This is a genomic window from Rugosibacter aromaticivorans, from assembly GCF_000934545.1.
Lineage (GTDB): Bacteria > Pseudomonadota > Gammaproteobacteria > Burkholderiales > Rhodocyclaceae > Rugosibacter > Rugosibacter aromaticivorans.
This window is the reverse complement of the sequence record NZ_CP010554.1, coordinates 2,907,270-2,928,504: the sequence shown is the minus strand read 5'-3', so window position 1 is coordinate 2,928,504 and position 21,235 is coordinate 2,907,270. Positions and strand designations below refer to the sequence as shown.

The window sequence follows — 21,235 nt, the reverse complement described above, 5'->3', positions numbered from 1 at the left end:
ATGCATATATTTGCCATAGCCAACCAGAAGGGTGGCGTAGGTAAAACAACAACCGCCGTCAATCTGGCTGCCGCACTGGCTGCGCAAGGGCAGCGTACCCTGTTGGTAGATCTCGACCCGCAAGGAAATGCCACCATGGGCAGTGGCATAGATAAACGGGGCTTGAAGCGCTCGGTTTATCAGTTGCTTTTGCAACTGGCAACACTTACGCAGACGCGAGCAACATCACCTAGCGGAAAATTTGATGTGCTACCCGCAAATCGAGATCTAGCCGGTGCTGAGGTAGAGCTAGTAGCGCTTGAACAGCGAGAGGTGCGCCTCAAGAACGCGCTGGCACCGCACAAAGATGATTACGATTTTGTCTTGATAGACTGTCCACCCTCGCTTTCCATGCTCACTTTAAATGGTTTATGCGCGGCGCATGGCGTTATTATCCCTATGCAATGTGAATATTATGCGCTGGAGGGTCTCTCGGATCTGGTCAATACCATTAAGAAAGTTCATGCCAATCTCAACCGTGAGTTGAAAATTATTGGCCTCTTGCGGGTAATGTTTGATCCTCGAAGTACCTTGTCAAATCAGGTTTCGGCACAATTAGAGCAACATTTTGGCGAGAAAGTATTCAAGACCATTGTGCCGCGTAATGTTCGCCTGGCTGAAGCGCCAAGTTATGGCGTGCCTGGTGTTTTGTTTGATAAAGGGGCCAAGGGTGCGCAGGCCTATCTTGCCTTTGCCATCGAGATGATTGAACGCGTTAAAAACTGGAAGGAGTGAAATGAACGCAACGCGATTAAAAGGTTTGGGCCGTGGTTTGGATACACTGCTCGATCCAGAAACTAGCAGCAATCAAGGACAACGGCAGGACATGTTGTCAGTCGACGCTTTACGTCCCGGTAAATATCAGCCACGCACGCGGATGGACCCTGGCTCGTTAGAAGAACTTGCGGCCTCGATCAAAGCCCAAGGTTTGATCCAACCCATTTCGGTACGCCCGGTAGTGTATGAAGGCGTTGCATGCTACGAGATTATTGCCGGCGAGCGGCGTTGGCGTGCAGCTCAAATTGCCGGGCTGAACGAAGTCCCTGTGCTTATACGGGATATTCCTGATGATGCAGCGTTGGCGATGTCGCTTATCGAAAATATTCAACGCGAAGACCTCAATCCGCTTGAAGAAGCTGGGGGTATTCAGCGGTTAATAGATGAGTTTGAAATGACGCACCAGCAGGCAGCAGACGCACTGGGTCGTTCACGGTCGGCTGCAACGAATCTGTTGCGTCTGTTGCAATTAGCAAAACCAGTGCAGGATATGCTGATGGCGGGCGATATCGAAATGGGTCATGCTCGGGCATTGCTAGCCCTGCCTAAGCTTGAGCAAGGTCGTATTGCCGCTACGCTGGTGGAAAAGCGGTTATCGGTTCGCGATACTGAACGGCTCGTAGCGCGCGCACTCAATCCATCACAAAAGACGGAAGGTGCTCCCCAGGGCAATCGTGATCTACAGAGACTAGAAGAGGAATTATCAGATAAAATAGGCGCTACAGTGAAAGTGAGTGCTAACAGAAAAGGTGTGGGCACGCTGACTATTCGCTTTGCAAGCCTGGATCAGCTTGATGGTTTACTGAGCACGCATTTTGGCTGAAGTGGCGTATCACCAGCGCCGACTTTTCGATAAGCGTGCGATGCGTGGTGATAAAACGAGTCAATTGACTCAATTGCGTGACGGCAATTTCATTGACACTTATTCTGCAAGCATTTAAAATCGGTCGGCTTTGAATTGTGCGGCCTTGGAAGGTTTGATCGATGTATAAAACTGCACTTCTTCAGCTGGTCGGGGTGCTGGTTGCTGCGGGATTAGCCAGCCTATGGTTAGGGCAGCGAGGTGCGCTGTCGGTTTTATTAGGGGGGGCGGCATACGCTATTCCCAATCTGTTTTTTGTAACGAGGCTTTCTGCTTCGGCGGCAAAAAAACGTGCCAATGTGGCCACTTTTTTTGTTGGCGAGCTGGTTAAAATTCTCGCTACGATAGTATTTTTGGTGGCTGCTCAGTGGTTCTACCCTGTGCACTGGTTAGCATTGTTGGTAGGGCTTTTTGTTGCTTTAAAAGCTAATTTGTTTGCGCTATTGTTAAAAAACTGATTATGTCATCAAGCACTGAAAACGCGCCTGTAGCAGGCGACTACATTGTTCACCACTTGACCCATTTAACCAATACCGGCCATAAACAGTTGGCGGTTATTGATTGGACGGTAATCAATGTGGATACCCTCTTCTGGTCTATCAGCATGGGCGCGTTAGCGATTATTTTTATGATCATTGCGGCGCGGCGAGCCACGTCGGGCGTTCCTGGCCGTCTTCAAGGTGCCGTTGAAATGCTGGTTGAAATGGTTGAGACCCAATCAAAAGCCATCGTTCATGGCGATCGTCGTTTTATAGCGCCGGTTGCTCTGACCGTTTTTGTTTGGGTTTTGTTTATGAATGCCCTTGATTTTCTGCCAGTAGACCTTCTGCCCAGAGCTGCTGCTGAATGGTTTGGATTGCATTATCAGCGCATTGTGCCCACGGCTGATCTGAATGGCACGCTCGGTATGTCACTTGGGGTGCTGCTGCTTTGTCTGTACTACAACGTCAAAATTAAAGGTTTTGGTGGCTGGGTGCATGAGTTATTTACCGCGCCCTTCGGCAATCATCCTTTGCTGTACCCCATAAACTTTGCGATGCAGGTGATTGAGTTTGTCGCCAAGACGGTGTCTCACGGCATGCGACTGTTTGGCAATATGTATGCGGGTGAGCTGGTATTCATGCTGATCGCTTTGATGGGTAGTACAGCCACCGCAATGGGGTTTTTTGGTCACGTTGTGGCCGGTTCGATCTGGGCAATTTTCCACATATTGATTGTTGTTTTGCAGGCATTCATTTTCATGATGCTGACGCTGGTGTATATCGGCCAGGCACATGAAAGTCACTAGTTGCGGCATTTTGTGGTTTTTTAAGCGTTGTTAATTTTATATAAGGAGTAGTCATGGAACATGTTCTTGGGTTTGTCGCTCTGGCCTCTGGCCTGATTATTGGCCTCGGCGCTATCGGTGCTTGTATCGGTATCGGCATTATGGGATCCAAATACCTTGAAGCTTCAGCTCGTCAGCCTGAGCTGATGAATGCGCTGCAGACCAAGATGTTCTTGCTGGCCGGTCTGATTGATGCCGCCTTCCTGATTGGTGTTGGTATTGCGATGATGTTCGCGTTTGCCAATCCGTTCGTCCTTAAGTAATCGCGTTTTTTCTTAAAGGACCAGTAACGTGAATCTGAACGCAACGCTGTTTGCCCAGCTGACTGTGTTCTTTGTTTTGGCTTGGTTTACGATGAAATTCGTATGGCCGCCCATCATGAAGGCACTAGACGAGCGCGCGGGCAAAATCGCTGACGGACTTGCGGCAGCCGATAAGGCAAAGACTGATTTGGTGCACGCTGAAAAAAAGGCCGCTGAAGCGTTGCGTCAAGCACGTGAATCAGCTGCTGAATTTCGCAGTGGGGCGGAAAAGCAAGCAGCCCAATTGCTGGAGGAGGCTCGCACCGAAGCTACCCGAGTGGTTTCGGTTGCTCGAGAAGCCGCCCAAGCAGAAGCGAGTGTCGCTTCGCAGCGTGCTAAAGAGGCGCTTCGCGAACAAGTCGCTATGTTGGCAGTCGCAGGCGCTGAGAAAATTCTCCGCAAGGAAATTAACCCTCAGGCACATGCCGAGTTACTTTCTCAGTTGAAGTCGGAGCTTTGATTAGACATGGCTGAAAATGTTACGCTGGCCAGGCCCTATGCTGAGGCTGCCTTCCAGCTGGCTAAAGGCAGTTCTACCGACCTGGCCTCTTGGGCGGAAACACTTGCGCGTCTGTCAAACATTACAACCGATCCGGTTATGGAAGAATGTATTGGCAATCCGCAGTTTAATCCTGCTCAGTTGGCTCAGCTTTATTTTGAGGCGGCTGGTGGTCATCTTAGTGCGGATCAGCAGAACTTTATTCGTGTGCTGGTTGATAACAATCGCTTGACGGTTCTGCCGGAAATTGCTGCACTGTTTGACGAACTAAAAGCCGATGCTGAAGGTATCAAACACGCCGAGATTACTTCGGCTTTTCCTCTCGATGATGCCACGCTAAAAAATTTGGTAGCAGAACTCGAGCGTAAGTTTTCGTGCCAGATACAAGCGACGATCAAGCTTGACCCCGAGCTTATTGGGGGTGTGCGTATGGCTGTTGGCGACGAGGTGATTGATGCCTCAGTTCGCGGCAAACTTGCTGCTATGGCGATTGCCCTAAAGAACTAGGAGTTATTTGATGAATTTAAATCCATCTGAAATTAGTGAGCTGATTAAAACGCGGATTCAGACGATGCAGCTGCCCGCAACAGCGCGTAATGAAGGTACTGTGGTTTCAGTGACTGACGGCATCTGTCGTGTGCATGGTCTGGCGGACGTTATGCAAGGCGAAATGCTGGAGTTTCCCGGCAATACGTTCGGTTTAGCCCTCAATCTAGAGCGCGATTCAGTGGGTGTTGTGGTGCTGGGTGATTACGAACACATTACTGAAGGCGACGTCGTTAAATGCACGGGCCGCATTCTCGAGGTGCCAATCGGCCCTGAGCTGCTCGGTCGTGTAGTGAATGCCCTGGGCGAGCCAATTGATGGCAAAGGCCCCATCAACGCGAAACTCACAGACAAGCTGGAAAAAGTCGCTCCTGGCGTTATCTGGCGCAAGTCAGTATCGCAGCCTGTGCAAACAGGGCTCAAAGCGGTTGACTCGATGGTGCCGGTAGGACGTGGCCAGCGCGAATTGATCATTGGCGATCGGCAAACGGGTAAGACCGCCGTAGCAATTGATGCCATCATCAATCAAAAAGGCCAGAACATGTTCTGCGTCTATGTGGCGATTGGTCAAAAAGCATCCACCGTGGCTAACGTCGTGCGCAAGCTCGAAGAGCACGGCGCGATGGAATACACCGTTGTCGTTGCCGCTACCGCTTCTGACTCAGCCGCGATGCAGTTTCTCGCGCCGTATGCGGGCTGCACCATGGGTGAGTATTTCCGCGATCGCGGTATGGATGCGCTAATTGTTTATGATGATTTGACCAAACAAGCCTGGGCCTATCGTCAGATATCTCTGTTGCTACGCCGTCCTCCAGGCCGTGAAGCTTATCCGGGCGATGTGTTCTATTTGCACTCACGTTTGCTTGAGCGTGCTGCGCGTGTTTCCGAAGCCTGGGTGGAAAAACTTACCCAAGGCGAAGTGAAAGGAAAAACGGGCTCATTGACTGCTTTACCCATCATTGAAACCCAGGCAGGTGATGTTTCTGCTTTCGTGCCGACGAACGTGATTTCGATTACAGACGGTCAGATTTTCCTTGAGACCGACTTGTTCAATGCGGGTATCCGTCCTGCCATGAATGCCGGTATCTCGGTGTCGCGTGTGGGCGGTGCAGCGCAGACCAAAGTCATCAAGAAACTTGGTGGCGGCGTACGTTTGTCCCTCGCGCAATATCGCGAACTGGCGGCGTTTGCCCAGTTTGCCTCGGATCTCGACGAGGTAACACGCAAACAGCTCGAGCGTGGTCGTCGTGTGACCGAACTCATGAAACAGCTACAGTATTCACCGCTGTCGGTTGCCGATATGGCGATTTCGCTGTACGCCTCAAACGAAGGTTTCATGGACGACATCGATGTGCCGCGCATTCTGGCATTTGAATCGGCGCTGCATCAGACCATGCGCCAGAAGCATGCCGATCTGGTAACCAAGATTGAAACGACGAAAGACCTGGACAAAGACGCCGAAGTACAGCTCAAAACGGCTATCGTCGATTTCAAGAAATCCTGGGCCTGATTCACAGTACCTGGCTGGCTAACAAAGGGCGATCATGGCGGGCAGTAAAGAGATACGTAGCAAAATCAAAAGCGTTCAAAACACGCGCAAGATTACCAAGGCTATGGAGATGGTGGCTGCATCCAAAATGCGCAAAGCGCAGGACCGGATGCGTGCTGCTCGCCCTTATAGCGAAAAAATACGTCGCCTGGCGGCTAATCTTTCGCATGCCTTGATGACCGATTATCGACATCCTTTTCTTACAAAGAAGGCCTCTATCAAACGCGTTGGTTTAATCGTTATTACCACCGATAAAGGCTTGTGTGGCGGGTTAAATACCAATGTGCTGCGCCAATCGATAAATGCCATGCGGCAGTGGGAGAGGCAGGGCATTAGTGACATCAGCGTGACCTGCATTGGCAACAAGGGGCTGGGCTTTATGCAGCGTCTTGGCGCTAAGGTTGTGTCACACATTACCCATATCGGGGATACCCCCCATATGGAAAAACTGATAGGCCCGATCAAAGTCATGCTTGATGCCTATCAGGCGGGCGAGCTGGACGAAGTTCATATTGCCTATACACGCTTTGTTAATACCATGTCGCAACAGGCGGTGATTGAGCCTTTGCTGCCACTGTCTGGTGAGCGTCTTGGCACACCAGAAACTGGGTGGGATTATCTGTATGAGCCTGATGCGCAAACTGTGGTTGATGATTTACTGCTGCGCTATGTCGAAGCCCTGATTTATGAAGGGATGACAGAAAATATGGCCTCCGAACAATCAGCACGTATGGTTGCCATGAAGGCTGCAACAGATAATGCGGGTAGTGTCATCAAAGAATTGCAGCTTGTTTATAACAAAGCCCGTCAAGCAGCAATTACCAAAGAAATCTCGGAAATTGTTGGCGGCGCAGCGGCGATTGCAGGCTGAGCCAGGTTTATAACGAATCAACCTGAATTACATTAAGATTAAGGAAATAACCATGAGCAACGGAAACATCGTTCAGTGTATTGGCGCGGTGGTCGACATTAAGTTCCCTCGTGAATCCATGCCCAAGGTCTATGAGGCGTTGACACTTGATGAAGCAGCCTCAGGCAATGCTGAATCGGGCCTGACCTTTGAAGTACAACAGCAGCTCGGCGACGGTGTCGTGCGCACGATTGCACTGGGTTCTTCCGACGGCTTGCGTCGTGGCATGCAAGTGAAAAAAACTGGCGCACCAATTTCGGTGCCTGTTGGAACCGGTACATTGGGCCGCATTATGGACGTTTTGGGTCGGCCAATTGATGAGGCGGGCCCGATTCAATGTGAAGAGTTGCGCCCCATTCACGCCAAAGCACCAAAATTTGATGAGCTTTCGCCCTCAGTAGATCTGTTGCCAACCGGAATCAAGGTGATTGATCTGATTTGTCCGTTTGCCAAAGGCGGCAAAATTGGTCTGTTCGGCGGTGCGGGCGTTGGCAAAACCGTCAACATGATGGAGCTGATCAATAACATTGCCAAATCATATGGGGGCTACTCCGTATTTGCCGGTGTTGGCGAGCGAACGCGCGAGGGCAATGACTTTTATCATGAAATGGAAGAGTCAAAGGTTCTCGATAAGGTCGCCATGGTGTTCGGCCAGATGAACGAGCCCCCAGGCAATCGTTTGCGCGTCGCGCTGACAGGCCTCACCATGGCCGAAAAATTCCGTGACGAAGGTCGCGATATTCTCTTCTTCGTGGATAACATCTATCGCTACACGCTAGCCGGTACTGAAGTTTCTGCGCTGCTCGGCCGTATGCCGTCCGCCGTGGGATACCAACCAACGCTGGCCGATGAAATGGGCCGCTTGCAAGAACGCATCACATCGACAAAAGTGGGTTCGATCACATCGATCCAAGCCGTATACGTTCCTGCTGATGACTTGACCGATCCATCCCCAGCAACCACCTTCCTTCACCTGGATGCGACGGTTGTGCTATCGCGTGATATTGCTGCGCTCGGTATTTACCCAGCCGTTGATCCGCTTGATTCGACATCTCGGCAACTAGACCCCTTAGTGGTGGGCGAAGAGCACTACAATGTGGCGCGCCGCGTGCAGTCGAATCTACAGCGCTACAAAGAGTTGCGTGACATCATCGCCATTCTTGGTATGGATGAACTAGCCCCGGAAGATAAGCTGGCCGTGTCGCGTGCCCGTAAGATTCAACGTTTTCTGTCGCAGCCATTCAATGTAGCCGAAGTATTCACCGGCTCACCTGGCAAAATCGTTCCCTTGGCAGAGACGATCAAGGGCTTCAGGATGATTGTGGACGGTGAATGTGACGAGCTGCCTGAGCAGGCGTTCTACATGGTGGGCACCATTGAAGAGGCGTTTGAAAAGGCCAAGACGCTGCAATAATTGTCCACGAGAAGAAAGGTAAGATATGGCCATGACAGTTCATGTAGATGTAGTCAGCGCAGAAGAATCCATATTCTCCGGCTTGGCCGAGTTTGTCGCCTTGCCAGGGGAAAGTGGTGAGTTAGGCATTTTGCCAGGTCATATGCCGCTGATGACACGTATCAAACCGGGCACAGTGCGTATCAAGCTGCCGCATGGCGAAGAGGAGCTTATCTTTGTTGCTGGTGGCCTGCTTGAAGTGCAGCCTGGATTGGTCACGGTGTTGGCAGATACGGCAATTCGTGGTGCTGATCTTGATCAGGCCAAAGCGTTAGAAGCCAAGAAATGCGCCGAGGAAGTATTGGCAACCCGCAGTGCCGAGATGGATTATGCCCGTGCCCAGGCTGAATTGAGTGAAGCTATCGCGCAGTTATCGGCGATTGAGCGATTGCGCAAACACGGTCATTAAAATCCATTCATTGGTTTTTAAAAAAGGCAGCGCAAGCTGCCTTTTTGGTTTTAGGCGTCTAAGGCACCTTAGGCGCTTTGGTTGGGCCGGTTAGGCAAAGTTTTTTGCCGCAAAATTCCAATTAACAAGTGAAGCGAGGAATGTCTCCACGAATTTGGGTCGTGCATTGCGGTAATCGATGTAGTAAGCATGCTCCCAGACATCGATGGTGAGCAAAGCCTTATCCCCGGAAGTCAGTGGCGTGCCTGCAGCACTGGTGTTGACAATATCCACTGAACCGTCGGCTTTCTTCACCAGCCATGTCCAACCCGAGCCGAAATTACCAACAGCAGACGCCTGAAACGCCTTTTTGAACTCTTCAAAACTACCCCATTTGGTAGTGATTGCGTCAGCCAATGCACCGCTTGGTAATCCCCCACCGGCGACTTTCATGCTGTTCCAAAAAAATGTGTGATTCCAGACTTGCGCTGCGTTATTAAAAACGCCGCCAGCAGGTGCTTTTTTGATGATGGCTTCAAGATCAAGGTTTTCGTACTCTGTACCTTTAACCAAATTGTTAAGGTTAGTAACGTAGGCTTGATGATGCTTGCCATAGTGATATTCAAAAGTTTCTTTCGAGATGTGGGGTGCAAGCGCATCCATAGCATACGGCAGGGGAGGGAGAGTATGTTCCATAGTTAATTCCTTTAAAAATGATGTACTAATCATACGCAGGACCAGTGATTCTAGCCAGGATTATGCCAGTCGACAACCTTTTCATTGCAGAATTTATCGTACTTGTTTTCGATAAAAGAGAGGCTTATAGTGATTCTACGCATTCATCCCTGGCGATAAAAAAAAGCATAAAAATACGAGGAGATCAAAATGAAGCGCCTAGCTCATCTACGCAACTCACAAGCGCTAATCCTGACTTTTTTATCGATGCTATCTATCACGGCAAGTGCCGCAGGGTTTGCATTACAAAATCAGAACGGTGCAGGTAATGGAAATGCCTTTGCGGGGGCAGCTGCCAGCGCTGAAGATGCGAGCACACTATTTTTCAACCCGGCTGGCATGACGTATCTACCCGAGGGCCATAGCCTTTCGATTGCTGGTACGGTGCTCAATCGCTCGGTCGATTTCAGCAACGCAGGCACGACAGCAATGCCCACTTTCGCACTGGGTAATAGCGGTGGGGATGGGGGTGGCACCTCACTGATCCCAGCGGCGTATTACGCTTATACCATCTCGCCACGTTTGCGAATCGGCGTTGGGCTATCGCCGACTTTTGGCAACAAAACCGAATACGACCAAAATTTTATTGGCCGCTTTTCCGGTTACTTTGCTGAAATCAAGCAGATCAATATTAACCCTTCGATTGCCTATCGCTTGAACGACACCGTCTCGCTGGGTTTCGGTCTTAACTATGCGCGAAACGAAGTCGAGTTTCGCCAGATGGCGCCTGTGGCCGCAGCTACCCAGCGCATCGCCAGACTGGAAGGGGATGATGCCGCGTGGAGCTATAACCTCGGCGCGATGTTCCAGGTCTCGCCCGACACGCGGCTGGGGCTGGCCTATCGCTCACGGCTCAAGTTTCATCTTGATGGCAAGCAAGACATTCAAGGCGTGCTCAATCGAAATATCAAGGCAGAGCTCGAAACACCGGATAATCTCTCGCTGGCTTTGCACCAACGCTTGAACGATCGCTGGGATCTTCTGGCAGATGTCACCTGGACTTACTGGAGTTCAATCAAGACAATCACGGCGACCAGCGCAACGACGGGTGCACCTGTTGCAGCGCTGAAATTTAATTTTCGCGATACGTACCGCGTGGGCCTTGGCGCTAATTACCGCATGAACGATGCTTGGAAGTTGCGCCTGGGCACAGCCTACGATAAGACGCCGGTGCCAAATGCAGCCGACCGAACCATGACGCTGCCAGATGCGGATCGAACCTGGCTTTCCGTGGGCGCGCGTTATACCTTGTCGCCACAAAGTTCGCTGGATATGGGCTATAGCCATATTTTCTTCAAGAAAGTATCAACGGAAAGGGCTGTCGCCCTGGGTGGGCCTTTCACGCAAACCATACGCGGCAACTTTGACACCAGCGCTGATTTGCTTTCGGTGCAATACAACCATAATTTTTAACGGGGCACTTAATCAGTCACTTGGCAGTAGTTAGCTGAGGCGTTGTATTCTTTTTTCCAGCCGCGCCACGTCGTCACGCAAATGATCAACAGCGGCTGAAAAGTCGGCGATGGCATGACGGTGAACCAAGGTCGGGTGTTCTTCGATGAGATATTCGCTGATATTTTCTGCCACATTCATGGCGCGTTTTTTCTGATTTGCCGCAAAAGCGTGAGCGCTTGCTACCAGTCGATGCGAGACGATGTCACCAAATATTCGAGAAAGGTCTTCTTCTACATCCCAGCGCAGGTGTTGCAAAACATAGCCTAGGTTTTGCGCAAATTCTGCTGAACCGCTGATGCGCGCCGCACGCCCAATGGCCGCATGGCCCTGCAGTGCCAAGAAGGGCGTGCTGGCTGGTAAGTCGATCGATACCGCAGGTTCGGCACCAGCCGATGGGGCGATCAAGCCTTCTGGTGTCACGCTGAACACGGCTGAAAAAGGCGGGAGTGAAATTTTTGCATATTGGCCTGCAAACGGCTGCAATTTCATCCGCGCCCACGCTGCCTGACCCAGCAGATGATTAACAGCCGCTATAACAGCCACCGCAGGGGCAGGCAGAAGGGGCATGTGCGGATCTAGTCCTGCTGAATGCCAGCCACTTGCCAGCCGCCGGCGCCGCTTAGCGGCTTCACTAGATGCCACACCTCGGAAAAAGCCTCGGGCGCATTCTGCGTGTCTTCACGCAATTGCCCATGAAAACGCACACTCGCCACATAACGTGCGGCTTCTGTGGATACATCCAGCAGATCCGCCGCTAACTGAACGACATCTGTTTGCTGCGAGGCACGCTGACGCTCCTGAAACTGAAGCTGTATCTCGGCCGCAACTTCCGGTGTAGAAAATTGACGGATGTCTTCCATATCGCCACGATCATTGGCGGCCTGTAAGCGCACAAAACTGAGCTTGGCCTGGCGTAAAAAGCCTTCCACATCGAAGTCAGCCGGAATGTTGCCGGCTGTGCCTTGTGCAGCAATAGACATCGCCGTATCGCCAGCGCCGATTTTTTGCGCATCAAAAACCATGGGTTCTTGGCGACCGACAGGGTTTGCCGCAACAGGCTGAGGATACAGAAGGGTATTCCCTGTAGGACGGTTGCCCAAAAAGCGCCGCAGGAGAAAAATGGCGCCCATGGCTAACAAGGCGATCATCAAAAAATTAGCCACGCCTTCGCCCATGCCAAAATGTGACAGCATGGCGGCTAAGCCAATGCCTGCGGCAAGACCGGCAATCGGCCCCAGCCAGCGGCTCATCCCTGTACGCGGTGGAGTGATCGGCGCGGGTGCTGTCGTCGCTGGGGGTACTGCATTTTGCGTTGGTGTGGCCGGCCGTGTGGGTGTGGTACTACGATTCATGACTGAGGATGATCGATTCATGCCGAAAGATTGACCGCCGCCCAAGCGCCGTGCCTCGACGGTATCGACCAGCATGCCCAGACATAGAATTGATACACAGAAAATCATCATTAGTTTTTTCATTGCGTGTCCTTTTAAAATTTGTATCCACGATGCAAGGCAACCACGCCCGCCGTGAGATTGAAGATGTCGACCCGTTCAAAGCCAACTTGTTCCATCATGGCTTTGAGCGCTGCTTGATCGGGGTGCATGCGGATGGATTCGGCTAAATAGCGATATGACGCCGCATCACCGGCGATTTTCTCGCCGAGCCAGGGGAGCAGCTTGAATGAATAAGCATCGTAAATTTTTTCCAGCGGCGCCCATACCTTGGAAAATTCCAGTACCAGCAGCCGCCCTCCGGGTCGCAATATACGCAACATCTCGGACAGCGCCTGCTCTTTATGTGTCATGTTGCGCAAGCCAAAGGCTACGGTAACGATATCGAAATAACCATCAGGGAACGGCAATTTTTCGGCATCGCATTGCGCCACGGGCGCAATGATCCCTGCGTCCAGCAGGCGATCACGCCCCACGCTGAGCATGGCGTTATTGATGTCTGTGAGCCATACCTGCCCGCCGGTTTCGGTTTGCGTACCCACGCGGCGTGCAAAGGCTAAAGAAAGATCCGCCGTGCCACCCGCGACATCCAGCACACGCTCGCCCGGGCGCGGTGCGGCGATGTCAATGGCGAATTTTTTCCATACGCGGTGCAGGCCGAAGGACATGAGATCGTTCATGATGTCATATTTCGCCGCAACGGATGAGAACACCCCGGCGACGCGTTGCGCCTTGCTGTGTTCGTCGACGGTCTCAAATCCGAAGTGAGTTTTAGTCATGAGTTTTTGTCACCGGTGGCTGCCGCATCCGGTATTGGGTGGTATTTTTGGTGTCGATGCGTCACGGCTCGCCCCCGCAGCCGCTAGGCGTTCAAGATAATCGGCCCACAGTGCAGGCTGGTTGGCACCCAGGTAATGCAGCACGTCCCAGGAGAAAATGCCGCTATTGTGGCCATCTGAGAACGTGGGCTTAATGCCATAGCTGCCAACCGGTTCGAGTGCCAGAATCGCCACGTCGTGCTTTCCCGTTTGCAGTGTTTCCTGTCCTTTGCCGTGGCCGCGCACTTCAGCAGAAGGACTATACACACGAAGAAATTCAGCCGGTAACTGAAAATGGCTGCCATCATCAAAGGCAATTTCCAGCATGCACGATTTTTTGTGCAGGGTAATTTCGGTGGGGTTGGGGGTGGTGTGATCAAGGCCGGGCATGGGAGGTGTCACGCGATGTCACGTGGTAAACGGATCACCATGATAGCGCAGTCAACTGCGTGGCGGCATCGTGGACTAGAACTCGAGTGGATCGACGTCCACATGCCAGCGCAGCGTGCGGGGGCGTTTTAAGGTGTAAAGCGCAGTTTGCCATTGTGCCAGAAAATGCTGCAACGCCGGGCGGTTATCAGATTCCACCAGCAACTGAGCGCGTTCCAGCGCCATCAGCCGATGCAGACGCATCGGTACGGGTTCGTACAGCGTGATATAGCTGTCGGCGAAGGCCAGCGCAAAGTCACGGGCCTGGGCTAAAAAGGCCACTGACTCACCCATGGATCGGCTTTCGGCGCGCAGCATGGCCTGGAATGTGAACGGAGGAAAGCCGGCTGTTTTACGTTCCTCGAGTTGAGATTGTGCAAACCGGCTGTAGTCATGATCAATCAGTGCCTGATAGAGCGGATGGGTCGGGTATTCTGTTTGTATCAACACCTCACCAGGCAGATCGGCGCGGCCGCTACGGCCACCCACCTGCATGAGCTGCGCAAAGAGTCGTTCAGGCGCACGAAAGTCAGCCGCGAAGAGTGCTGCATCCGCACCGACAGCGCCGACCAAAGTGAGCTTGGGGAAATCATGCCCTTTGGCCAGCATTTGGGTGCCAATCAGAATATCCACCTCACCTGCGTGAATGCTCGCCAAGAGCGCCTGCCATTTTTTAGCGCTATTCGCAGAATCACGGTCAACACGCAAAATACGCGCCTGCGGAAAGCGTTCGATCAACGCCGATTCAAGTCGTTGGGTACCGCGTCCAAAAGGCTGCAAATCGACATTGCCACAATCCGGGCAGGCGTGAGGAATCGCGGTCTCAAACCCGCAATGATGGCAGCGCAAATGTTTATCTGCCAGATGCACCACCAGATTGGCAGCGCAATGCTGACAGCGGGAAATCCAGCCACAGGCAGGGCATGCCAGCACCGGGGCGTAGCCGCGTCGATTCAGAAACACCAGGCTTTGTTCGCCACGGCCTAGTCGTTGTTCGAGTGCGTTAATGAGCGCAACACTTAAGCCTTCTTGTAATTTTTCGCGGCGCGTATCGATGGTGCGCACGATGGGCGGTGCTTCAGCAACAGCGCGGAGCGGCAGGGTTAACATGTGATAGCGTCCGGCTAAAGCATGATGAAAACTTTCCAGTGACGGGGTGGCCGAGCCAAGAACAATCGGGCAGTTTTGTTGATGCGCCCGCCAAATGGCCAGATCGCGCGCCGAATAACGCACACCGTCTTGCTGTTTGAATGAGGCATCGTGCTCCTCGTCCACAATAATCAGCCGCAAGCGGGGCAGGGGGGTAAATATCGCCAGCCGCGTACCGAGCACAATCTCAGCGTTTCCGGTGAGCGCATCAAGAAACCCACGGGCGCGGGCGGCATCAGCCACACTGCTGTTGGCAACCACCAAATGGGCGTGCGGCAAGCGCGCCCGTACGCGACTTTCAAGTTGCGGTGTGAGTGCAATTTCAGGCACCAGCATCAACGCTTGCCTCCCCTGCGCTAAGGTTGCCTCTATGGCGCGTAAATACACTTCGGTCTTGCCGCTGCCGGTAACCCCATGCAGCAAAAAGGTTTGAAAGGCCGTTGTGCTGACAATCTGTTCGACAGCGGCTTGTTGTGCAGCTAACAAGGAAGGCAAACAAACAGTCGAAGCTGGTTTAGATTCGTGTTTGGCTGATACAGCATTTAGATCTTTTTTTGCCTTTTGGGGGCGAGGGTGTTTGCCGCGCCGAAGCATAGGGGGCAATGCAAACGCCATGACTTCACCAAGCGGTGCTTGGTAGTAGCGCGCGCAAAATTCACACAACGCCAGCCAGTCGGTGGGTAAAGGCGGTATGTCGCGCAAAATTGCCGTGACCGGCTTTAACTTATCTACCGGCTGTTCACTGGTTGCTATCCAATCGACAATGACACCCATGCGCAAGCTCCGACCAAAGGGCACGCTAACGCGGTAGCCAATATCGCTGGCACTTGCCCCGGGCGCCAGATAATCAAACAATCGGAGTAGAGGCAGATCGAGGGCGACGCGGACGATGCTCATATTGCATCAATCAGTTGCTTGCGATAGCTCGAAAAAATGTTGCTAAAGTGTTGCAACTGGCTGTAGTAATGGAGAAAAATTCTTACCCACAAAAACTGTGGATAACTTTGTGAGTAAACACCCAGGAAAACACTCAAGCCATGGTTCTGTAAGGCAATTGACTTATTTGTGCAAAATTTGATCAAAATAAATGTGTTTTAAAACAATAAGTTAATTAATTTTCTAGGACGCTTCCATTCAGTGGCGCTCAATACCACCCGTTCGTTGTTTTTGTGCATAAGTCAACCATGACAGGCTAATTTTGGGTGGCTTTAGTGGCTTGCCTGGTGGGCTTTTCAAGCAGGCTTCAGACCGATTTGATTGTCTCGCAAGGGACTGCAAAATCAATCGGCTGAAGACCCTTGTAGAGGATAGTTGTGCACCGCATGAATTAAGACGCTGACATTTTCAGGCGGGGTAAATTGTGAAATGCCATGGCCCAAATTAAACACGTGGCCCGTGCCCTCGCCAAATTGGCTCATCACGCGGTGCGCTTGGGCAGCCACTTTATCGGGCGATGCAAACAACGCCATAGGATCTAGATTACCCTGCAAGGCCACGCGATTTCCTACGCGAGCGCGGGCTTCGCCCAAATGGGTGGTCCAATCCAGCCCGATGGCGTCGCATCCTGTATCCGCAATGGCTTCCAGCCATTGGCCGCCACCTTTGGTAAATACAATACATGGCACGCGCTGGCCATCATGCGACCGCTTGAGGTCGGCAAGAATGCGCCGCATGTAAGCGAGCGAGAATTCGTGATAGGCTGCGTGCGATAACACCCCACCCCAAGAATCGAAAATCATCACGGCTTGGGCGCCGGATTCAATTTGCGCATTCAGGTAGTTCACTACCGCTGTGGCGGTGACATCAAGAATACGATGGAGTAAATCAGGCCGATCGTACAACATGGTTTTGATGGTGCGATAGTCAGCCGAGGCTCCGCCTTCCACCATATAACAAGCCAGCGTCCAAGGACTGCCAGAAAAACCAATCAGGGGCACGCTATTACCCAAGGCACGACGAATTTCAGCGACAGCATCCATCACGTAGCGCAAATGGACGTTTGGATCTGGCGCGGTGAGATCGCGAATTTCCCATTCGTTGCGTAGGGGGCGCTCGAACTTTGGCCCTTCGCCCTCGGCAAAGTAAAGCCCCAAACCCATGGCATCGGGCACGGTCAAAATGTCTGAAAACAAAATCGCCGCATCCAGATCAAAGCGTGCCAATGGCTGCAGAGTGACTTCGCAGGCTAGCTGAGGATTTTTGCACAAGTTAAGAAAGCTGCCCGCCCGCCGCCGCGTTTCGTTGTATTCCGGCAGGTATCGTCCGGCCTGGCGCATGAGCCAGACTGGCGTATGGGTCACAGGTTCGCGTAACAGTGCGCGCAAAAAAGTATCGTTTTGGGGGCGGGTCATGGAAAAATTTCAGCAAGGGAAAGGCCGAATTATCGCACTACAGTGAAACTGCAGTGAATCGACAACGACACGCCTCCGCAGCCCGAGCGTAACGCTGCTTCATAACGAGTAAAGGTCGGGCTAGCGCAAGCCGAGGTCTTTAAGTTTGCGATAAAGATGTGTGCGCTCCAGCCCGGTTTTTTCTGCCAGACGCACCATATTGCCATCCACTTGCGCGAGATGGTGTCCGAAGTAAATGCGCTCGAAGGCTTCTCGCGCTTCGCGTAAGGGTTGCTGGATGATTTCTGGGGCTAGTTGTTGTCTTAATTGGCCTGGCTCGCCTGCGGGGGCGAGAAGCTGACGCACTTCTTCGGCAGAAATTTCTTCGCTGAGCGCTGCCACCGCAAGTGATTTCACCGCCGCGCGAAGGGCTGGGTAGCCCTCGGCCCACGAATGATGGCGCAAGGTATTTAACGCCCCGGTGGAAAAGCGGCGCAGGGGAACAGCTTCTTCTTCGGCCAAAAAACTCAACAAATGCGTGGCAATGTCGGGCACTTCTTCTTTTAGTTCAGCCAGTGCGGGCACACCCAGTACAGACTCGAACAGGCGGTTGACGTCGCTTTCTTCCCATCCGTGCGTCACTAGGCTAGCCGCGTCATGCGTGGTGCCAACAACCAGGCGCAACCGATATTTAGTTAATCGTTCGGCGGCAAAGCACAGATTTTTTTGCTGCAAACGGTTTAGCCGTGCCAACTCTTCGCACCATAACAAGCCATCGGCGAGCGATTCAAGCTTTTCTAATTCGAGCGGCTCGACTTCATTCGACAGATCAAGCAAGGGCTTGTTGGCGGCTTGCGCGGTGAGGGCGACAAGCTCAACGATGCCGCCAGGAGCGGAGCGCAGCAGGAGCAAAGGGCTGCTGGAGAGCAATTGCTCGAAGCGCCGTTTTAAATCACGCAACGCACCGGGGCGGGTAAAGGCCGCGAGCGATAGCCCGCTGCGGTGTTTTCGGCTGCCCCGCTCGAGCGATTTTTTTACGGTCTGCAACAGCTTTTGCATGCCGATGGGCTTTTCCAGAAAATCCAGCGCGCCGATGCGCGTGGCTTCTACTGCTGTATCAATCGTGGCATGGCCGGACATCATCACCACGGGCACATTGAGCTGGCCATGAGCCGCCCATTCTTTGAGCAGACTGATGCCGTCGACTTCTGGCATCCAGATATCGAGGAGGATCAAATCGGGTTGCGCCCCAGCGCGCGCTACTTTGGCGCTGGCAGCATTTTCTGCGAGCACAACGTCATAGCCTTCATCGCGAAGAATTTCTGAGAGCAACTCGCGAATGCCAATTTCATCATCGACTATGAGTATTTTTGACATATCTATCCTGTGGTTGTCTGTTTATCACCAGCGATCAGCAGCCACAAGCTGACTTCACCGCCGCCATCGTGGTTGGCCAGGCGGATTTCTCCGCCGTGGTCATCAATGATTTTTTTCACAATCGCCAAGCCCAAGCCCGTGCCCTTGGTTTTGGTGGTTACATAGGGTTCAAACGCGCGTGCCAGCATTTGGGGTGAAAAGCCTGCGCCGTTATCGTGCAGGGTGAGACGCACGCGGTGGTTGTCTTGTTCGATGCGAATATCGATGCGCGGCCGGGCGATATTCGCCAACGCATCTTGCGCATTGGCGAATAGATTGTGCAGCACTTGGCGCAGCTGATTGGCATCGGCGAGAACATTAAAAAAAGTCGGCACCCCAAGGGCACTTTCCCGCAAAGAGACTGGCTTCTCGATACCTTCGGGGTGCGCTGGTGATACGGTGAATTGGATCGGTGTATTTTCGTACAGGGCCAGCACATCGATAACCAGCGCACGTAAATTCACCACGGTGCGCTGTGGGGGTGGTGTGCGGGCGTAATCGCGAAAATCATTAACCATGTTTTTTAGCGCTTCTACTTGAGTAATGATGGTGTTGGTAGCGCGTTCAAGTAGCGCGCGGGAAGGACCATCCAGCGCAGCGCTGAGCTTCATTTGTAACCGTTCAGCAGATAGCTGAATGGGCGTGAGCGGGTTTTTTATTTCATGCGCCAGACGTTGCGCAACTTCAGCCCAGGCGGCAGAGCGTTGCGCCGAGATCAAGCGCGTGATGTCGTCAAACACCACGACAAACCCGCCACCACCGGTGGTAGGTAGCGCAGTACCGCGTATGAGCAGCGTTTGCGGTGCATGATTGTCGTGATTAAGGTCGAGTTGCTGCTGCCATTCTTCGCCGTACCGGGTAAAGCGATCGATGATGGCGGTAGCAAGTGCTTGATGACGCGGCCAGTCAGCGAGCGGTATTTTTTCAAATGCCACCAGTTCATCCTGCAAAATGGTCAGTGCCCCACGATTCGCTGCGCGCAAATGAAGATCAGGGCTGAAAGCAAGCACGCCCGCAGATAAATTGCCCAGCACACTTTCCAGATAGGCTTGTGCGGCTTCGGTTTTTTCCCGATGAAGATTGGCTTCTGCACGGGCGTCGCTTAATTGGCGGGTCATGTTGTTGAACGAACGTGTCAAAAGCCCCAGTTCATCGGAGGTTTCAATGATGGTGCGCGGGGTGAAATCGCCCGCGGAGACTGCGCGAGTGCCCTCAGCCAGAATCAGCAGAGGTTGCGCTAAGTGTTCTGCGAGAAGAAACGCCAGTGCTACAGCTGCGAACAAGGCCAACATCAAGGTGAGCGTCAAGGTCAGCGTGTAGATGCGCTTGAGGCCACTGCGTCCTAATTGCAGTTCTTGATAATTGCGGTAACCGGCTTCAACATTGCTGGCATTTTTAGCAATCGCCGGAGGAACCCGTTGGGTCAATTGCAGAATGCGTGGTTCAAATTCGAGCAAATGTGTCGTGTGGGCAACCACCGGTACGAGGGTGCGGATCATCAAGCCTTCGTTATCTTCACTAACGAACGCCATGCCGCGCCCGTTGCGTGCGCTGCGTAGTTGGCTGATGCTGGGCAGCGGTGGCAAGAGGTTGTGCAAGTCATCTGCACTGCTGGTGACAACCTGGCCGGAGAGCGTCAGCAATGTGGCAGTGTCGACATCCATTTGTTCGCGCAGATGGTTGAACTGACTTGGTGGCGTCTGGCCATCGCCGAGTTCCAAGGCGGCCCGGTGTGTCTTTTCCAGTAAATCGTCTTGCAGATTATCGAGCACGCTACGGCCGAGTTCCAGCCCGCCTTCTAACGCCTGGTCAACCCGCACATCAAACCAGGAGTCGATGCTGTTAACGGCAAATTGCATGGAGACGGCATACACCAGCGCACCCGGCAGCACGGCCATCAAGGCCAGCATAACCAGCAGGCGCGATTTGAGGCGTGCGCCAAAAATGCCTGCTTTAAAGTCGCGCCGCAAGCGGATGAGTTGGACAGTGACCATGACCAGCATACCCAGTGCGGCGAGCCCATTAAATGCCAACAGCCAGGGGTAATACTGCGCAAAGAAGGCAGTGTTGCCCGAGGTGAATGCCAGCAAAAAAAGCAGCACCGCCGCTAAAGCTGCCGCCAGTATGAGCGCCAGCTTCATGGAGCGGCCCCTGTCGAGGGGGCGGTAAATTGCCACTGCAAGGTTTTGGCGTCGATGCGCCAGTCGTTGTCGGTGATGGCGTCGATCTGAAATGGCTTGGGCAATTGGCTGTGGTCAAGCGATAAACGCACGCGGGCGATATACGTTTCGCCTGGAGTGATAGCACGTCGTTCAACGAGGGGTAGCGCATGGACGCGCGCCAAAACACGCAAGGCCTCATTCAGCGTGTTGAAGCTTTGATACAAACTACTACTGCCTTCTTGGGCGCCTTGAGCTACGCGAGCTACGCGATATTGGCGTGTGAGCCCGTGGTAACTCAGGCGATAGGTCAGATTGCGCGTGGCGATGTGCTCGTTGCTCCAGTATTTTCTGGGCCGCTCGAGCACCGCTTCAAAATCAAAGTAAAGCGGGATGCCGTGAGTCACAACGTCGTCCAGGCGGCGGCCAAGATCAATGTTGAATTCGGCGGTGAGTGTGTAACTTTCCTCACCTGACGCAATGCTTGCCCGCTGTGCTTCAATGCTGCCTGCGAGCACCACAGATACGAAGCCGGGCAGTAGCAGAAAGAGTGACAATAGCAGCAGGCACGGACGCATGAAGGCCGCAAGTGAGGTCATAGGTGCGCCGTGCAAAACCGGTCGCGTTGCGCGTAAGCGAGT

Annotated in this window: 22 protein-coding genes; 12 read left to right on the top strand and 10 right to left on the bottom strand. The window is 52.9% G+C overall.

The features are described from left to right. From PG1C_RS14480 to PG1C_RS14430, 11 genes are all read left to right on the top strand, one after another. On the top strand, positions 1-774 hold the full coding sequence (locus PG1C_RS14480) for a ParA family protein (RefSeq protein WP_202635415.1): 774 nt from the start codon (positions 1-3) through the stop codon (positions 772-774). A gap of 1 nt (position 775) precedes the next feature. Further along, positions 776-1,639 carry a ParB/RepB/Spo0J family partition protein gene (locus PG1C_RS14475; protein ID WP_202637104.1) on the top strand — a complete coding sequence of 288 codons (864 nt, stop codon included), beginning with the start codon at positions 776-778 and terminating at the stop codon, positions 1,637-1,639. 161 nt (positions 1,640-1,800) lie between these two features. Continuing rightward, positions 1,801-2,136: an ATP synthase subunit I gene (locus tag PG1C_RS14470; protein WP_202635414.1), complete on the top strand. Its 336-nt coding sequence runs from the start codon at positions 1,801-1,803 to the stop codon at positions 2,134-2,136. Positions 2,137-2,138: 2 nt separating this feature from the next. Next, positions 2,139-2,966 carry a F0F1 ATP synthase subunit A gene (gene atpB / locus PG1C_RS14465; protein WP_202635413.1) on the top strand — a complete coding sequence of 276 codons (828 nt, stop codon included), beginning with the start codon at positions 2,139-2,141 and terminating at the stop codon, positions 2,964-2,966. A gap of 53 nt (positions 2,967-3,019) precedes the next feature. Continuing rightward, positions 3,020-3,268, top strand: a complete 249-nt coding sequence (atpE, locus tag PG1C_RS14460) for a F0F1 ATP synthase subunit C (RefSeq protein WP_202635412.1) — start codon at positions 3,020-3,022, stop codon at positions 3,266-3,268. A gap of 28 nt (positions 3,269-3,296) precedes the next feature. Beyond that, entirely contained in the window at positions 3,297-3,767 is a 471-nt protein-coding gene (locus tag PG1C_RS14455; RefSeq protein WP_202635411.1) for a F0F1 ATP synthase subunit B, read from the top strand. Positions 3,768-3,773: 6 nt separating this feature from the next. Continuing rightward, positions 3,774-4,313 carry a F0F1 ATP synthase subunit delta gene (locus PG1C_RS14450; RefSeq protein ID WP_202635410.1) on the top strand — a complete coding sequence of 180 codons (540 nt, stop codon included), beginning with the start codon at positions 3,774-3,776 and terminating at the stop codon, positions 4,311-4,313. A 10-nt stretch (positions 4,314-4,323) separates the two neighbouring features. Beyond that, entirely contained in the window at positions 4,324-5,862 is a 1,539-nt protein-coding gene (gene atpA / locus PG1C_RS14445) for a F0F1 ATP synthase subunit alpha (protein WP_202635409.1), read from the top strand. 34 nt (positions 5,863-5,896) lie between these two features. After that, the gene (atpG, locus tag PG1C_RS14440; RefSeq protein WP_202635408.1) at positions 5,897-6,772 is read left to right on the top strand and encodes a F0F1 ATP synthase subunit gamma; all 876 of its coding nucleotides are present in this window, start codon (positions 5,897-5,899) and stop codon (positions 6,770-6,772) included. Positions 6,773-6,824: 52 nt separating this feature from the next. Beyond that, entirely contained in the window at positions 6,825-8,225 is a 1,401-nt protein-coding gene (gene atpD / locus PG1C_RS14435; protein WP_202635407.1) for a F0F1 ATP synthase subunit beta, read from the top strand. Between the two features lie 31 nt (positions 8,226-8,256). After that, positions 8,257-8,673: a F0F1 ATP synthase subunit epsilon gene (locus PG1C_RS14430; protein ID WP_284431771.1), complete on the top strand. Its 417-nt coding sequence runs from the start codon at positions 8,257-8,259 to the stop codon at positions 8,671-8,673. 90 nt (positions 8,674-8,763) lie between these two features. On the opposite strand, the gene PG1C_RS14425 is transcribed toward PG1C_RS14430, so the two are convergent. Beyond that, positions 8,764-9,348 carry a superoxide dismutase gene (locus PG1C_RS14425; protein WP_202635405.1) on the bottom strand — a complete coding sequence of 195 codons (585 nt, stop codon included), beginning with the start codon at positions 9,346-9,348 and terminating at the stop codon, positions 8,764-8,766. Between the two features lie 189 nt (positions 9,349-9,537). On the opposite strand from PG1C_RS14425, the gene PG1C_RS14420 reads away from it, so the two are divergent. Continuing rightward, complete coding sequence (locus PG1C_RS14420; protein WP_237218228.1) at positions 9,538-10,800, top strand: OmpP1/FadL family transporter; 1,263 nt, start codon at positions 9,538-9,540, stop codon at positions 10,798-10,800. A gap of 30 nt (positions 10,801-10,830) precedes the next feature. Here the strand turns inward: PG1C_RS14420 and PG1C_RS14415 are convergent, their stop codons facing one another. The 9 genes from PG1C_RS14415 to PG1C_RS14375 all read right to left on the bottom strand — a co-directional run bounded on the left by PG1C_RS14415 (position 10,831) and on the right by PG1C_RS14375 (position 21,193). Next, entirely contained in the window at positions 10,831-11,409 is a 579-nt protein-coding gene (locus PG1C_RS14415) for a ubiquinone biosynthesis accessory factor UbiJ (RefSeq protein ID WP_202635404.1), read from the bottom strand. An 8-nt stretch (positions 11,410-11,417) separates the two neighbouring features. Then, entirely contained in the window at positions 11,418-12,317 is a 900-nt protein-coding gene (locus PG1C_RS14410; protein ID WP_202635403.1) for a Tim44 domain-containing protein, read from the bottom strand. Between the two features lie 11 nt (positions 12,318-12,328). Beyond that, the gene (gene ubiE, locus PG1C_RS14405) at positions 12,329-13,072 is read right to left on the bottom strand and encodes a bifunctional demethylmenaquinone methyltransferase/2-methoxy-6-polyprenyl-1,4-benzoquinol methylase UbiE (protein ID WP_202635402.1); all 744 of its coding nucleotides are present in this window, start codon (positions 13,070-13,072) and stop codon (positions 12,329-12,331) included. 9 nt (positions 13,073-13,081) lie between these two features. Further along, positions 13,082-13,501: a gamma-butyrobetaine hydroxylase family protein gene (locus PG1C_RS14400; protein ID WP_202637102.1), complete on the bottom strand. Its 420-nt coding sequence runs from the start codon at positions 13,499-13,501 to the stop codon at positions 13,082-13,084. A gap of 75 nt (positions 13,502-13,576) precedes the next feature. Then, positions 13,577-15,586, bottom strand: coding sequence for a primosomal protein N' (locus PG1C_RS14395; protein ID WP_202635401.1), 2,010 nt, complete (start codon positions 15,584-15,586; stop codon positions 13,577-13,579). 383 nt (positions 15,587-15,969) lie between these two features. After that, positions 15,970-17,040, bottom strand: coding sequence for a uroporphyrinogen decarboxylase (hemE, locus tag PG1C_RS14390; protein WP_202635400.1), 1,071 nt, complete (start codon positions 17,038-17,040; stop codon positions 15,970-15,972). Between the two features lie 120 nt (positions 17,041-17,160). Then, positions 17,161-18,396, bottom strand: coding sequence for a sigma-54-dependent transcriptional regulator (locus PG1C_RS14385; RefSeq protein WP_202635399.1), 1,236 nt, complete (start codon positions 18,394-18,396; stop codon positions 17,161-17,163). 2 nt (positions 18,397-18,398) lie between these two features. Then, positions 18,399-20,576 carry a sensor histidine kinase gene (locus PG1C_RS14380; RefSeq protein ID WP_202635398.1) on the bottom strand — a complete coding sequence of 726 codons (2,178 nt, stop codon included), beginning with the start codon at positions 20,574-20,576 and terminating at the stop codon, positions 18,399-18,401. Then, positions 20,573-21,193, bottom strand: coding sequence for a DUF4390 domain-containing protein (locus PG1C_RS14375; protein WP_202635397.1), 621 nt, complete (start codon positions 21,191-21,193; stop codon positions 20,573-20,575). Before PG1C_RS14375 ends, PG1C_RS14380 begins: the two co-directional genes overlap by 4 nt. Positions 21,194-21,235 lie beyond the last annotated feature (42 nt).

What these genes read in the sequence shown, in the direction of transcription:
- PG1C_RS14480 (WP_202635415.1), top strand. Translation starts at nt 1, where the DNA reads ATGCATATATTTGCCATAGCCAACCAGAAGGGTGGCGTAGGTAAAACA.
- PG1C_RS14475 (WP_202637104.1), top strand. Translation starts at nt 776, where the DNA reads ATGAACGCAACGCGATTAAAAGGTTTGGGCCGTGGTTTGGATACACTG.
- PG1C_RS14470 (WP_202635414.1), top strand. Translation starts at nt 1,801, where the DNA reads ATGTATAAAACTGCACTTCTTCAGCTGGTCGGGGTGCTGGTTGCTGCG.
- atpB (WP_202635413.1), top strand. Translation starts at nt 2,139, where the DNA reads ATGTCATCAAGCACTGAAAACGCGCCTGTAGCAGGCGACTACATTGTT.
- atpE (WP_202635412.1), top strand. Translation starts at nt 3,020, where the DNA reads ATGGAACATGTTCTTGGGTTTGTCGCTCTGGCCTCTGGCCTGATTATT.
- PG1C_RS14450 (WP_202635410.1), top strand. Translation starts at nt 3,774, where the DNA reads ATGGCTGAAAATGTTACGCTGGCCAGGCCCTATGCTGAGGCTGCCTTC.
- atpA (WP_202635409.1), top strand. Translation starts at nt 4,324, where the DNA reads ATGAATTTAAATCCATCTGAAATTAGTGAGCTGATTAAAACGCGGATT.
- atpG (WP_202635408.1), top strand. Translation starts at nt 5,897, where the DNA reads ATGGCGGGCAGTAAAGAGATACGTAGCAAAATCAAAAGCGTTCAAAAC.
- atpD (WP_202635407.1), top strand. Translation starts at nt 6,825, where the DNA reads ATGAGCAACGGAAACATCGTTCAGTGTATTGGCGCGGTGGTCGACATT.
- PG1C_RS14430 (WP_284431771.1), top strand. Translation starts at nt 8,257, where the DNA reads ATGACAGTTCATGTAGATGTAGTCAGCGCAGAAGAATCCATATTCTCC.
- PG1C_RS14425 (WP_202635405.1), bottom strand. Translation starts at nt 9,348, where the DNA reads ATGGAACATACTCTCCCTCCCCTGCCGTATGCTATGGATGCGCTTGCA.
- PG1C_RS14420 (WP_237218228.1), top strand. Translation starts at nt 9,538, where the DNA reads ATGAAGCGCCTAGCTCATCTACGCAACTCACAAGCGCTAATCCTGACT.
- PG1C_RS14415 (WP_202635404.1), bottom strand. Translation starts at nt 11,409, where the DNA reads ATGCCCCTTCTGCCTGCCCCTGCGGTGGCTGTTATAGCGGCTGTTAAT.
- PG1C_RS14410 (WP_202635403.1), bottom strand. Translation starts at nt 12,317, where the DNA reads ATGAAAAAACTAATGATGATTTTCTGTGTATCAATTCTATGTCTGGGC.
- ubiE (WP_202635402.1), bottom strand. Translation starts at nt 13,072, where the DNA reads ATGACTAAAACTCACTTCGGATTTGAGACCGTCGACGAACACAGCAAG.
- PG1C_RS14400 (WP_202637102.1), bottom strand. Translation starts at nt 13,501, where the DNA reads ATGCCCGGCCTTGATCACACCACCCCCAACCCCACCGAAATTACCCTG.
- PG1C_RS14395 (WP_202635401.1), bottom strand. Translation starts at nt 15,586, where the DNA reads ATGAGCATCGTCCGCGTCGCCCTCGATCTGCCTCTACTCCGATTGTTT.
- hemE (WP_202635400.1), bottom strand. Translation starts at nt 17,040, where the DNA reads ATGACCCGCCCCCAAAACGATACTTTTTTGCGCGCACTGTTACGCGAA.
- PG1C_RS14385 (WP_202635399.1), bottom strand. Translation starts at nt 18,396, where the DNA reads ATGTCAAAAATACTCATAGTCGATGATGAAATTGGCATTCGCGAGTTG.
- PG1C_RS14380 (WP_202635398.1), bottom strand. Translation starts at nt 20,576, where the DNA reads ATGAAGCTGGCGCTCATACTGGCGGCAGCTTTAGCGGCGGTGCTGCTT.
- PG1C_RS14375 (WP_202635397.1), bottom strand. Translation starts at nt 21,193, where the DNA reads ATGACCTCACTTGCGGCCTTCATGCGTCCGTGCCTGCTGCTATTGTCA.